Here is an 11,642-nt window from a genome sequence, read left to right as displayed (position 1 = left end):
GGTGCGTTCCCGCGGGAACGCACCGGCTTCTGTCGCCGCTCAAGCCGTGTAGGGCGACCGCTGCTCCAGCGTCGGGCTCACGTCCGGATGCCGGCCCTCCTGGCCGGGCACCGGCGTCACCGTCGGAGCCTGCAGATCCCTCTCCGACCGTCGCGCCAGCCGCTCGTCGCGGTGGGCGATCGCGTCGGCCACGTCCTGCTCGCCGCGGATCCGGGCCAGCGCGCCCAGCGTCGCCGCGTGCGCCAGAGCCAGGATCAGCAGCAGCACGCCCAGCCGCCCGACGACGCCCGGCAGGTCGCTCCCGCCGATGTCGACGGTCGAGATCAGGGCCAGGATCCCCAGGGTCCCGAGGTGGAACAACACGGTGACCAGGCGGGTCATCGAGGCGCCGGCTCCGGGGTCCCCGTAGGCGTTCGCGAGGTAACGGCGGCCGCTGCGGTAGATGATCTGGCCGTCCACCAGGACCAGCGCTATCCCGATCGCGAGGAACGAGAGGTATGCGTTGGTGCTCATGCCGGGTGCTCCTTTCCCTGCCGTGCTCCGATCCCCCGGTTACCCGTCGTGCCGCTCCGGAAACGGGCCGTTCGGGTGCCGCCGCGAGGGTGATTGGACCGCCGCCGGGCGGGGTAACCCGAAACGCAGGGTTCAGCGCGAAGCGGACGGAACAAGCGTGCTGGCCGCGGCGTCCCCCGTGGTCGAACTCCGGGTGCCGGCGAACGGGGAACTGCTCTTCCTGGCCCGCCTGGTGGCCGAGGACATCGCCGTCTCGGCCGAGTTCACCCTCGCCGAGGCCGCCGATCTCCGGCTGGCCGTGGACGAGGCGGTCGCGGCGCAGCCGAGCCGGGCCGACGACGGGGCAGTGCTGGAATGCTCGTTCCGCCGCGCCCGCGGGGTCACGGTGACCGTCTCGACCACTTCGTCGTGGGCGTTCCCGCCCGGACCGGACGAGGTCGGCTGGCACATCCTGCGCGCCCTGACCGATTCGCTCGACGCCTGGACCGAACCCGCGCCCGGGGCGGACGGCTGGCGGCTGTGCGTCGAATTCGCCAAGGACCCGTTCCCCGCCGAGCGCTGAGTTTCGCTGCCGTCCGAACGGGAATCCGGCCCGCATGCGCCGAGTGGACGAACTCCTCGCCGAACACGGCACGACGTTCGCCGAGGAAGCCGGGATCAAGCTGGCCGACAAACCGCAACCGCTGTACCGGTTGCTGGTCCTCGCCACACTGCTGTCTACCCGGATCAGCGCCGACATCGCCGTCGCGGCCGCGCGCGAACTCTCGCGGTCTGGCTGGCGCACTCCGGCCGCGATGCGCGATTCCACGTGGCAGCAACGCGTTGACGCGCTCGGCCGCGCCCACTACGTCCGCTACGACGAAAGCACCTCGCAACACCTCGGCGCGGGCGCCGAGTTCATTCGCGACCGCTACCGCGACGACCTGCGCCGCATGGCCGACGACGCCGACGGCGATCCGCGACGGCTGGAAAAACTCCTCGCCGAGTTCCCCCGGATCGGCCCGACCGGCGCGCAGATCTTCTGCCGCGAGGCACAAGCGGTCTGGCCGTGGCTGCGCCCGTACTTCGACCGGAAAGCCTTGGACGGCGCGAAGAAAGCCGGTCTGCCCACCGACCCGGACCGCCTCGCCAAGCTGGTGCCCGGCGAGGATTCGGCCCGGCTGGCGGCCGCGCTCGTGCGGCGAAGCCTGCGGCGCTAGGCCGGATGCTCCTCGACGCCCTCCCGCACGATCGCGACCGGACACGGCGCGTGGTACGCCATCGCGTGGCTCACCGAACCGAGGAACGCGCCCCGCAGCGCACCGCGCCCGTGCCCGCCGACCACCAGCAGCGTCGCCGACTCCGCGTGGTCCAGCAGCACCTCGGCGACGCTTCCGAGCGCCACTTCCCGCTGCACCTCGACGTCCGGATGCCGCTCGGCGAGCCCGGTCAGCGATTCCGCGAGCAGCCGTTCGCCCTCGTCCTCCGGGCTCTGCTGCCCCTCGCCGCCGGAGCGGGCCGGCCCGAAGACGTCCTCCGGAGGTTCCGACCACACGTGCACCGCGTGCAAGGCGCACCCGTGCCGGTCGGCGAAGTCGTACGCGTACCGCACCGCCGCGACGCTGGCCGGCGACCCGTCCACCCCGACCACGACGCGCCGGGTCTTCTCCCGCGAAGGACGGACCACGACGACCGGCCGCGCGCACGTGTGCACCACTTGCGAGGCCGTCGACCCGAGCAGCAGCCTGGGCAGCGCGCCGCGCCCGGACGCGCCGACGACGATCAGCTCCGCCTGCCGCCCGATGTCCGCCAGCTCCCAGCTGGCCCGCCCGAACCGCACCCGGGTGCGCACCGGCAGTCCCGGATGCTGGCGGCCCACCTCGGCGGCGGCCTCGGCCAGTTCCTTCTCCGCGTAGTCCAGGACGGACTGGTCGGCCACCATCTCGCCCCCGACCGGGGTGATGACTCCGGGCACGAAATCGACGTTCGGCATCAGCGGCGTCATCGTCCGGACGACGACCAGGCACGTCCCGAGCGCCTCGGCTTCCGCGGCGGCCCAGTCGACGGCCAGGCGGGCGCCGGCGGAACCGTCGTCCCCGACCACGACCCCCGGCTCGGCCTGGTTCTCCACGTCCATCCCGGCCTCCGTTCCCGTGCGGCGCTTTCCCGGGAGGTACCCGGTCGCCTCGCCCGGCAATCGGGGCCCGGCGGCGCGGTCAGCGCGGCCGGGGCGGGACGGGCGGCTCCGGCGGCGGCAGCGGGCCCGGCCCCGGACGCGGCGGCGGGGCGGGCTCCGGCGGGAACGGCGGCACCGGGGGCGGCGGCGACGGGACGGGCTCCGGTCCGGGGGGCACGGGGTGCACCATGACGGGCTCCTTCCTCGGTCGGATCCTCCGTCCCCGGCTACCCCGCGGAGAAGCGCCGGACACGTCGCACTGCCGCCGGGAAAGCCGAGCCCGGACTCCGCATCGGCCGCCGCGCGGCACGTGGCGTCCGCCGCGGCTCGGGCCGTCGACCCGGCCGAGCCGCCGGGGAGGGGCTCTGACCAGGTCAGACCGGGTCCGGCTCCCCCAGCTGCGCGCCCGGCCCGTCCAGCTCGTCGTGGCGGGACGCGAGCGTCCCCGCGAGGTGCACCAGCTTCACGTTCAGCTGCTGCGAGGTGCGGCGCAGGAGGTCGAACGCCTCCTCCGCGTCGAGGCCCCGGCGCGCCATGATGATGCCCTTCGCCTGGCCGATCACGTCCCGGCTGTCCAGCGCGCGCCGCAGCTGGGCCTGGTTCAGCTCGCTGCGGGTCACCGCGTCCGTTTCGGCCACCGCGAGGGTCGCGTGGCTGGCCAGGAGCTGCACGACGTCGCGGTCGGCCTCGGTCAGGCCGCCGGGCGTGCGGGAGTAGAGGTTGAGCGCGCCGGAGAACCGCGTCGTCGCGTCGTCGACCAGCGCGGTCGCGAGCACCGAACGCCAGCCCACCTCCGCAGCCGCCGGGGACCACTGCGGCCACTGCGTATCACCGCGCAGGTCGGCGGCTTCGAGGAATTCCGGACGGTCCGGCAGGGCCGCGTCGTGGCACGGGCCCTCGCCCAGCTTGTACTGGAGCACGTCCAGTTCGGCGGCCTTCGGATCGGTGTAGGCGGAGGTGTGGAAGGTGCCGTCCGGCGCGCGCAGCGTGATGGAGACCAGTTCGGCCGCGGGCACCAGGGAAGCGGTCGCGTCCACGACCAGCTGCAGGACCTCGCCGACCGTTCGCGCGGCCAGCAGCATCTCGGTGAGCGTCCGGAACCGCTCGCCGGACGGCCGCGGCGACTCGTCCTCGAACGCCAGCGCCTCGGACGCCGACTCGGAGAACGGGACGCCCTCCTCTTCGAGCACCTGACGGGCCACCCCTCCCTCCCGGCAGGCGAAGACCGCTTCGCTCGGCTTCGCGGTCTCGCGCAGCGCGACCAGGTCGTCGCTGGAGAACGAGGTCAGCTCGCTCAGCTCGAAGACCACCATCCGCGGCTCCGCGGCCAGCGCCTCGTCCACCTCGCCGCGCAATCCGGCCGGATCGCCGCTCAGCCGCACCACGGCCGAGTAGTCGACCGCCCCGCCGCTTCCGCCTTCCACAGGTTCCTCCCGCCAGCCCGGACATTCCCCAAGCGCTTGCCAAAGTACTCGGATCCCGGACGGGCGGCGGCCACCCCTCGCGTTCGGTCCCAGCTCGCGGGCGCCCTGTGCGGCCCGGCCGGACCGCGCGAACGCCGTTAACCGATGTCGGCCGCGAGGGGCCTGGCGGCGGTGCGCCCTTCGGCGGCGTCGGCCAGGCAGCCGACCACGCGCAGCTCCCGGTCGAGCCCGAGAACGCGCAGCGGCCGGAGCACCGCGCGCCCCGCGGCGACCACGACGAACGCGACGCCCGCCTGGCCGGCCTCCCGCGCGGCGTCGGTCAGCACTTCCAGGCCGCCGACCGAGCAGAAGGTCAGGCCGGAGACGTCGGCGACCAGCCGCGGCGGGCCGAGCGCGGTCTCCCCGGCCAGGACGTCGCGCAGCCGGTCGGTGGAACGCCGGTCCAGTTCCCCGGACACCGAGACGACGGTTTCGTCCGCGGTGGCGGTGACGACGGTCCTCGCCGGTGCTCCCGGCAGGTAAGCGAAAGTTTCGTGCATCGAGCCCTCCTCGCCGTGCGCGAGACCGGGCCGATTCAGTGCGGCCCGGCCCGGGACCCCGGAAACGGGCCTCTTCGGGTCAGGCGACGGCACGTGGGCTGAACCGCTCCTGCCCCGACCGTACCGCAGCGCGGGGCCCCCGACCAGCCTCCGCCCCGCTCCGGCCCGGGCACTGTGGACGATCCGCGCCCGCACTCTCCGCCGGAACCGTTCCGCACCGGGCGGTTTCCGCTCTCCACAATGGACCAGCCCGCTCCCCCGGTCCGGCGAAGTTTCGCTCGGACCGGCCCGGGTACCCGAACAATATGGCGACCACCCACGCGACCGCGAGCCCGGATCTGTCCGAACTGCCCCCGGCCGACGTCCGCCCCCAGCGGGCGTCGGTCCGCGACACCGGGCGCGTCGTCGCGCGGATGGTCGCCCCCACCGTCGGCATCGGATTGATCAAACGCCGTCCCCGCGCGATGGCCGCGGCGCAGAAACTGCACGTCGACCGCTCGGCCATCCGCCTGCTGCACGATTTGCGCGAACGCTACGGACCCGGTCCGCTCGACCTGCCGATCCCCGGCCGATCGTTCCGGCTGGTGCTCGAGGCGAACCACGTCGGGGCGCTGCTGGCCGGCACGCCCTCGCCGTTCAGCCCGGACAGCGCCGAAAAAGACGCCGCCCTGCGCCATTTCCAGCCGCACGGCGTCCTGATCTCCGGCGGCGCCAACCGCGCCCGGCGGCGGAAACTCAACGAGACCGTCCTCGAACCCGGCCGCGCCGCGCACGAACTCGCCGGTTCCTGGGCGGACACCATCCGCACCGAAGCGCACGAAATGCTTTCCGGCTTCCCCGCTCTCGACGCGACCCAGTTCACCGAGCATTTCTGGACGATCATCCGCAAAATCGTTCTGGGCGGCGACACGACCGCGGACCGGCGCGTCACCGATCTCCTGGACCAGTTGCGGCTCAACGCGAACTGGGCCTTCGCGCATCCGCGCCGCGAGGAGCGGCGCCGCCGGTTCCAGGCGCTGCTGGACCGTCAGCTCGGCTTGGACCGCCCGGGCAGCCTCGGCGCGGCGATGACGAAACAGCCCGCGGACCCGGACGTCGACCCGAGCGGTCAGGTGCCGCACTGGCTGTTCGCCTTCGACGCGGCCGCGATCGCGACCCTTCGCGCCCTCGCCTTGCTGGCCACGCATCCCGACCAGCTGACCGAAGCCCGTCGCGAAGTCGCCGAAGCGGATCTCTCGAAGCCACAACAACTTCCGTACTTGCGCGCCTGTGTTCTGGAGTCCGTCCGGCTCTGGCCGACCACGCCCGCGCTGCTCCGCGAAAGCACCGAGGACACCGCCTGGGGTCCGGCGGGCACGTCGTTCTTGATCTACACGCCGTTCTTCCACCGCGACCCGGAGACCTTGCCGTACGCGGATTCCTTCACGCCCGACATCTGGCTGGACGGCCGCGCCGAGGCCAATCCCGCACTGGTGCCGTTCAGCGCCGGACCTGGGGTGTGCCCGGGCCGCGACGTCGTGCTCTTCACCGCTTCCACGCTGCTCGCCGCGCTTCTTCAGCAAGCAGGTTTCGCGCCGCGAGGCACCGCCGCCGACCTGCAGCCGGGGAAGCTTCCCGCGACGCTGAACCACTTCGGCATCCAGTTCGCGCTGTCCTGAGAACGAAATTCGGCGGGCAGTCACGGATCCGTGACTGCCCGCCGATTTCCCTACTTCAACCGCTCCAGCAACGCGTCGCAGAACGCAGGCAGGTCGTCCGGATTGCGCGACGTGATCACGCCGTCGTCCGTCACGACCTCGCGATCGACCCACTCCGCGCCCGCGTTGCGCAGGTCTGTCTTCAGGGACGGCCACGACGTCACCGTCCGGCCGCGCGCCAGCCCGGACTCGGCCAGCAGCCAAGGTCCGTGGCACACGGCCGCGACCGGCTTGCCCGCGGCGGCCGTTTCCCGGACCAGCGCGACCATCGGCTCGCTGGTGCGGATCTTGTCCGGCGAATACCCGCCGGGCACCACGACCGCGTCGAAGTCCGCCGCGGCCACGTCGTCCACCGCCTGGTCGGTCGTGATTTCGGCGCCGTGCAAGGCGGTGAGCTTCTTGCCCTTCGCCAGGCCGACCACCACCGGCTCGTGCCCGGCGGAACGCAACCGCTCGCACGGCACCAGGAATTCGTCGTCCTCGGTCATTTCGTCGACGAGCACTGCCACGCGGGCCATGCTGTTCTCCTCTCCGCAGGTCTGGACGGGTTCGCTCCCCGTCCGGTTACCCGCCGCCCGGCGGGGCCATGCCCGCCTGTGCGGCGTCCCACGACCGGGTCCGGCTCAGCTCGGCCGCTCGACGTCGCCGCGCCACGAACCCGTTTCGCGTCCGCGCTGTTCGATGAACTGCTTGAACCGCACCATGTCCCCCTTCACGCGCCGGTCCAGGATGCCGAGCTTGTCCGCCGCGTTCTCGGCGAGCCCCTCGGGATCGATCTCCATCTGCGCGGTGATCCGCGTCTTGGTGTCGCCCAGCCGGTGGAAAGTGATCACCCCGGCGTGGTCGGGCCCGGAATCCGAGCGCCACGCGACCCGTTCGTCCGGGTGCTGTTCGGTGATGGTCGCGTCGAACTCCCTGCCGACGCCGCCGAACCGGGTGACCCAGTGCGTGTGCGTCGCGTCGAGCTGGCGGATCTCCTCGACGCCCTCCATGAACTCAGGGAACGATTCGAACTGCGTCCACTGGTTGTACGCGGTCGAAACCGGCACGTCGACGTCCACGATTTCGGTGATCGTGCTGCTCATTCGCTCCTCCTCGCCAGCGGGTACCGGACCCGGGTGCCCGGGACTCCGCGGGGCGAAACCGGCGCGTCCGGCGCGATTGCCCGGCCGCGCTCCGGGTACCCGTCCAGCGGAAAGGAGGCCGCCCATGCGAGTCGTGATCGTCGGCGGCGGATTCGCCGGCTACCACGCGGCGGGCAAGCTGCTGCGGACCCTCGGCGACCGCGCCGAGATCGTCGTGCTGAACCCGACCGACTATTTCCTGTACCTGCCGTTGCTGCCGGAGGTGGCCAGCGGGATCGTCGACCCCCGGCACGTCGCGGTGTCCATTCCGGACACTCTGCGCGGCGTGCGGCTGGCGCTGGGCACGGCGGAATCTGTGGACTTCGACGCCCGCACCGTGACCTACACCGACCCCGAAGACCGCGAGCGGACGCTGGACTACGACCGGCTGATCCTCGCCGCGGGCAGCGTCAACAAACTGCTGCCGATCCCCGGCGTCGCCGAATGCGCGCACGGATTCCGCAGCCTGCCCGAGGCGTTGTACCTGCGGGACCACGTCACCCGGCAGATCGAACTGGCCGCCGCGACCGACGACCAGGCCGAACGCGACGCGCGGTGCACGTTCGTCGTCGTCGGCGCCGGCTACACCGGCACGGAGGTCGCCGCGCAAGGCCCGGAGTTCACCGCCGCCCTCGCGCGCCGGCACCCGGAACTCGAAGGACAGCAGATTCGCTGGCTGCTGCTGGACATCGCCGAACGCGTACTGCCCGAATTGGACCCCCGGCTCGGCGCCACCGCCGACCGGGTGCTGCGCGAGCGCGGCGTCGAGGTCCGGATGAAGACCTCGGTGGACCAGGCGGACGTCGAAGGCGTCACGCTGACCACCGGCGACGCCGTCCCGACGCACACGCTTGTGTGGTGCGTAGGCGTCCGCCCCGACCCGCTGGTCTCCGACCTCGGCCTGGAAACCGTGAAGGGCCGGCTGGTCGTCACGCCGGAGCTGAACGTGCCGGGCCGCGACGACGTGTTCGCCTGCGGCGACGCGGCAGCGGTCCCGGACCTGACGCGTCCCGGCGAAACCACTCCGATGACCGCGCAACACGCGCAGCGGCAAGGGAAACTGGCCGGAAACAACGTCGCCGCGTCGCTCGGCGTCGGCCGCGCGCGCAAGTACCGGCACCACGACCTCGGCTTCGCGGTCGACCTCGGGTCCGGTCAGGGCGCGGCCAATCCGCTCCACATCCCGCTGGCGGGCCTTCCCGCCCGCGCGGTGACCCGCGGCTACCACCTGCTGTCCCTGCCGGGAAACCGGCTGCGCACCGCCACCGACTGGGCGCTGGAGAAGGTGGGCCGGCGGCAGACTGTCCAGCTGGGACTCGTCCGTTCCGGCGCGGTTCCGCTGGACACCGCCTCGCCCGAACTGCCCCGCACCCGGTGAGGCCCGTCCCGAACCTTGGGAGGAAGAATCCGAAATGGACACCCACGAACTGCGCGCACTGCTGACCGACGGACCGTTCGTCTCGGTGCACTTCGACGAATCGCACGACACCGAGGACGCGGCCAAGCAATTGCGCTTGCGGCTCAAGGAGATCGAGGCCGCGCTCGAGGAGCAGGGCGCGGACCGGCCGAGCGTCGAGGCGGTCCTCCGCGCCGTGGAGCAGAGCACCCCGCCGGTCGGCCGGGCCGGGCGCACGCTCGTCGCCGCGCACGGCAGCATCCTGCTCGACCGGCGGCTCGCGGCTCCGCCGCCGGCGCAGGAGGCGCGGTTCTCCGAACTGCCGTACTTCCTGCCGACCGTGAGCCATCTCGAAGAAACGCCCGCGCACCTGGTGGTCCTCGCCGACCGGACCGGCGCGGACATCGAGGTGCACCGGCCGGACGGCAGCGTGGAAACCGAGACCGTGCACGGGCAGGAGCATCCGGTGCACAAGGTCCGCGGCGGCGGTCCGGCGCACCGCGACATCCAGTCGCACGCCGAGCAGACCGCGCACAACAACCTCGCGGAAGTGGCCGACCGCCTCGCGAAGGCCGCCGAACGCGTGCGGCCGCGAGCCATCGTTCTCGCCGGTGAAGTCCAAGCGCGCACCGAACTGCACGAGCGGCTGCCGGAACCGGCCCGCTCGCTCGCCGCGGAGGTCGACGCGGGCAGCCGCGCCTCCGGTGCCGGGCGAGCCGAGCTGGACCGGGCGGTGCACGAAGTGCTTACCGGGCAACGGTTGCGCGAGCTGGACGACCTGGCCGACCGCTTCCGCGCGTCCGCCGGTCGCGAATCGGCGCTGGCGGTCAGCGGATTGTCCGCCGTCACCGCCGCGCTGGCGGAGGCGAACGTGGCGACGCTGCTGGTCGGCGACTCCGGCGAGGCCAGCGTGTACACCGGTGCGGAACCGACGCAGGTCGGCGTGGCTCAGTCCCGGCTGGACGCTTTGGGGGTGGCCGACCCGGCCCGCCGACGCGCGGACGAGGCCCTGCCGTACGCGGCGGTGGCGGTCGGCGCGGACGTCGTGGTGATGGACGAGCGGCTGGACCTGACCGACGGATTCGGGGCCCTGCTGCGGCATCCGTGACTTCGCGCAAGGCTGGGCCCGGGTGCCTCGGTGCCCGGGCCCAGCTTGCTTTGCGGGTTCTTACCGCAACGCGGGCAGCAACTCCCGCTGCGCGAACTTCATGAACTCCGGCTGGTGCTCCGGCCCGCCGATCTGCACCAGCGCCAGATCCGTGAACCCGGCCTGCGCGAACTGCTTCGCCGCGTCCACAATGGGCCCGGCGTCCGGACCACAGGGAATCCCCGCGGCCACGTCGTCCTCGCGGACGTACTGCGTCGCCGCGTCGAACGCCTGTGTCCCGGGCAGTTCGGCGTTCACCGGCCAGCCCGAGCCGAACCAGCGGAACTGCTCGTGCGCCCGCCGGATCGCCGCCCCGCGGTCCGGGTCCCAGCTGACCGGCAGCTGGCCGATCTTGCGCGTCGGCGGACCGACCCGCTCGTGGTCCCATTCCGTGCACAGCTCGGCTTTCGGTTCGACCGCGACCATCGCGTCGGCCACCGGCGCGAACCGCTTCACCGATTTCGAGCCGGACACCGCGATCGCGATCGGCACCCGCGTCGGCGAAAGGTCCCACAGCTTCGCGCCGTCGGCCCGGTAGTACTTGCCCTCGTAGGTGAACGTGCCGCCGTCGAAGAGGCCGCCGATGATCTGGACGGCCTCGGCGAGCCGGTCGTGCCGCACCGAAACCGACGGCCAGCCCATGCCGACGACGTACTCGTTCAGGTTCTCCCCCGCGCCGAGCCCGAGCGTGAACCGCCCGTCGGACAGCAGCTGCACCGTCGCGGCCTTCTGCGCGACCACCACCGGGTGGTAGCGCATGGTCGGGCAGGTGACGAGCGTCATGAGTTCGAGCTGTTCGGTCGCCTGGGCCACCGCGCCGAGCACGCTCCACGCGTACGGCGCGTGCCCCTGTTCGGCCAGCCACGGCGAATAGTGGTCGCTGCAGGCCGCGAAGTCGAAGCTGGCCTGCTCGGCGGCGGTCGCGCAGCTGACCAGCTCCCGCGGCCCGGTCTGTTCGGTCATCAAGGTGTAGCCGATGCGCATGTTCTCCCCGTTCGACGGGCTGTTCCGCGCGCGGCGCGCACGGCCGCAGCGGACGTTCTTTCCCGCCGTCCGGTTACCCTGTCCGGGCCGGGTTCACCCGTGCCGTCCGTCCGGAAGAGACGCCCGGGTCAGGCCCCGGCCAGCGCCGCCTCGACCGTCGGGTACAGCGGCAGCGTGCGCTCCAGCCCGGTGAGCTGGATGGGCCGCATCGTCGCCCGTCCGGACGCGACGATGCGCACGCTCGGGCCGGACGGACGGTGCTGGGTCATCGTCACCAGCGCGGTCAGCCCGGCCGAGGCGAGGAATTCCACCGCGGCGAGGTCCAGGACCACCACCGGCGGGGCCCCGGCGAGCGCCTCGTCGACCGCGGCGGTGAGCCGCGGCGCGGTGACCATGTCGACCTCGCCGTAGACCGCCAGCACCGCGGCCGGGGGCCGGTCCTCCCGCTCGACGCGGAACTCGCGCGCCGGGTCGGCGCCGGGGTCGGTCGGCTCGTCCATCGTCAGGGTCCCGTCGTCGGTCTCTCCTGCCCGGTCCGGGCAGGCGGCCCGCTGCCCGGCCGCCTCCCCCATGATGCCCGCCGCGCCGCGCCGACGCAGGCGGGCGGGGAATCAGCCGCTTCGTCCGGTTTCCCGGCGGCGGCGCCGCCCGCTCGGTTCCTTA

13 protein-coding genes are annotated in these 11,642 nt (G+C 72.8%); 5 read left to right on the top strand and 8 right to left on the bottom strand.

The features are described 5' to 3' along the window. Positions 1–39: 39 nt before the first annotated feature. The gene (locus tag CU254_RS16565; protein ID WP_009077601.1) at positions 40–513 is read right to left on the bottom strand and encodes a hypothetical protein; all 474 of its coding nucleotides are present in this window, start codon (positions 511–513) and stop codon (positions 40–42) included. Between the two features lie 157 nt (positions 514–670). Here CU254_RS16565 and CU254_RS16560 point away from each other — a divergent pair, with 157 nt between their 5' ends. After that, on the top strand, positions 671–1,075 hold the full coding sequence (locus CU254_RS16560; protein WP_037713871.1) for a hypothetical protein: 405 nt from the start codon (positions 671–673) through the stop codon (positions 1,073–1,075). Between the two features lie 34 nt (positions 1,076–1,109). After that, positions 1,110–1,712: a hypothetical protein gene (locus tag CU254_RS16555; RefSeq protein ID WP_009077599.1), complete on the top strand. Its 603-nt coding sequence runs from the start codon at positions 1,110–1,112 to the stop codon at positions 1,710–1,712. On the opposite strand, the gene CU254_RS16550 is transcribed toward CU254_RS16555, so the two are convergent. From CU254_RS16550 to CU254_RS16540, 3 genes are all read right to left on the bottom strand, one after another. Then, positions 1,709–2,629 carry a universal stress protein gene (locus CU254_RS16550; RefSeq protein WP_037713867.1) on the bottom strand — a complete coding sequence of 307 codons (921 nt, stop codon included), beginning with the start codon at positions 2,627–2,629 and terminating at the stop codon, positions 1,709–1,711. The genes CU254_RS16555 and CU254_RS16550 overlap by 4 nt on opposite strands. A gap of 413 nt (positions 2,630–3,042) precedes the next feature. After that, positions 3,043–4,092: a GAF and ANTAR domain-containing protein gene (locus tag CU254_RS16545; RefSeq protein ID WP_100266808.1), complete on the bottom strand. Its 1,050-nt coding sequence runs from the start codon at positions 4,090–4,092 to the stop codon at positions 3,043–3,045. Between the two features lie 137 nt (positions 4,093–4,229). After that, positions 4,230–4,631 (bottom strand): STAS domain-containing protein, encoded by a 402-nt coding sequence (locus CU254_RS16540; protein WP_050788200.1) that lies wholly within the window; start codon positions 4,629–4,631, stop codon positions 4,230–4,232. Positions 4,632–4,936: 305 nt separating this feature from the next. Here CU254_RS16540 and CU254_RS16535 point away from each other — a divergent pair, with 305 nt between their 5' ends. Then, positions 4,937–6,289 carry a cytochrome P450 gene (locus tag CU254_RS16535; RefSeq protein WP_009077590.1) on the top strand — a complete coding sequence of 451 codons (1,353 nt, stop codon included), beginning with the start codon at positions 4,937–4,939 and terminating at the stop codon, positions 6,287–6,289. Between the two features lie 50 nt (positions 6,290–6,339). On the opposite strand, the gene CU254_RS16530 is transcribed toward CU254_RS16535, so the two are convergent. Both CU254_RS16530 and CU254_RS16525 read right to left on the bottom strand, forming a co-directional pair. Further along, on the bottom strand, positions 6,340–6,846 hold the full coding sequence (locus CU254_RS16530) for a type 1 glutamine amidotransferase domain-containing protein (protein WP_009077588.1): 507 nt from the start codon (positions 6,844–6,846) through the stop codon (positions 6,340–6,342). Positions 6,847–6,951: 105 nt separating this feature from the next. Continuing rightward, a complete protein-coding gene (locus CU254_RS16525; RefSeq protein WP_009077586.1) occupies positions 6,952–7,413 on the bottom strand; it encodes an SRPBCC family protein in 462 nt (153 codons plus the stop codon). Positions 7,414–7,537: 124 nt separating this feature from the next. Here CU254_RS16525 and CU254_RS16520 point away from each other — a divergent pair, with 124 nt between their 5' ends. Further along, on the top strand, positions 7,538–8,830 hold the full coding sequence (locus CU254_RS16520) for an NAD(P)/FAD-dependent oxidoreductase (RefSeq protein WP_009077584.1): 1,293 nt from the start codon (positions 7,538–7,540) through the stop codon (positions 8,828–8,830). A 34-nt stretch (positions 8,831–8,864) separates the two neighbouring features. Further along, entirely contained in the window at positions 8,865–9,956 is a 1,092-nt protein-coding gene (locus CU254_RS16515) for a Vms1/Ankzf1 family peptidyl-tRNA hydrolase (RefSeq protein ID WP_009077582.1), read from the top strand. Between the two features lie 60 nt (positions 9,957–10,016). Here CU254_RS16515 and CU254_RS16510 read toward each other — a convergent pair whose 3' ends face one another. Together CU254_RS16510 and CU254_RS16505 are read right to left on the bottom strand one after the other, a co-directional pair. Beyond that, positions 10,017–10,979: a TIGR03557 family F420-dependent LLM class oxidoreductase gene (locus CU254_RS16510; protein WP_009077580.1), complete on the bottom strand. Its 963-nt coding sequence runs from the start codon at positions 10,977–10,979 to the stop codon at positions 10,017–10,019. A 128-nt stretch (positions 10,980–11,107) separates the two neighbouring features. Further along, complete coding sequence (locus tag CU254_RS16505; protein WP_009077578.1) at positions 11,108–11,551, bottom strand: STAS domain-containing protein; 444 nt, start codon at positions 11,549–11,551, stop codon at positions 11,108–11,110. Between the last annotated feature and the right edge of the window lie 91 nt (positions 11,552–11,642).

The sequence above is a fragment of the Amycolatopsis sp. AA4 genome (genome assembly GCF_002796545.1).
Taxonomy (GTDB): Bacteria; Actinomycetota; Actinomycetes; order Mycobacteriales; family Pseudonocardiaceae; genus Amycolatopsis.
Note: the sequence above shows the minus strand (reverse complement) of the source record. Positions and strands in the feature narration are given on the sequence as shown.

Excerpts from the sequence above, each read along its gene's own strand:
- CU254_RS16565 (WP_009077601.1), bottom strand. The coding sequence starts at position 513 with ATGAGCACCAACGCATACCTCTCGTTCCTCGCGATCGGGATAGCGCTG.
- CU254_RS16555 (WP_009077599.1), top strand. The coding sequence starts at position 1,110 with ATGCGCCGAGTGGACGAACTCCTCGCCGAACACGGCACGACGTTCGCC.
- CU254_RS16550 (WP_037713867.1), bottom strand. The coding sequence starts at position 2,629 with ATGGACGTGGAGAACCAGGCCGAGCCGGGGGTCGTGGTCGGGGACGAC.
- CU254_RS16540 (WP_050788200.1), bottom strand. The coding sequence starts at position 4,631 with ATGCACGAAACTTTCGCTTACCTGCCGGGAGCACCGGCGAGGACCGTC.
- CU254_RS16535 (WP_009077590.1), top strand. The coding sequence starts at position 4,937 with ATGGCGACCACCCACGCGACCGCGAGCCCGGATCTGTCCGAACTGCCC.
- CU254_RS16530 (WP_009077588.1), bottom strand. The coding sequence starts at position 6,846 with ATGGCCCGCGTGGCAGTGCTCGTCGACGAAATGACCGAGGACGACGAA.
- CU254_RS16525 (WP_009077586.1), bottom strand. The coding sequence starts at position 7,413 with ATGAGCAGCACGATCACCGAAATCGTGGACGTCGACGTGCCGGTTTCG.
- CU254_RS16520 (WP_009077584.1), top strand. The coding sequence starts at position 7,538 with ATGCGAGTCGTGATCGTCGGCGGCGGATTCGCCGGCTACCACGCGGCG.
- CU254_RS16515 (WP_009077582.1), top strand. The coding sequence starts at position 8,865 with ATGGACACCCACGAACTGCGCGCACTGCTGACCGACGGACCGTTCGTC.
- CU254_RS16510 (WP_009077580.1), bottom strand. The coding sequence starts at position 10,979 with ATGCGCATCGGCTACACCTTGATGACCGAACAGACCGGGCCGCGGGAG.
- CU254_RS16505 (WP_009077578.1), bottom strand. The coding sequence starts at position 11,551 with ATGGGGGAGGCGGCCGGGCAGCGGGCCGCCTGCCCGGACCGGGCAGGA.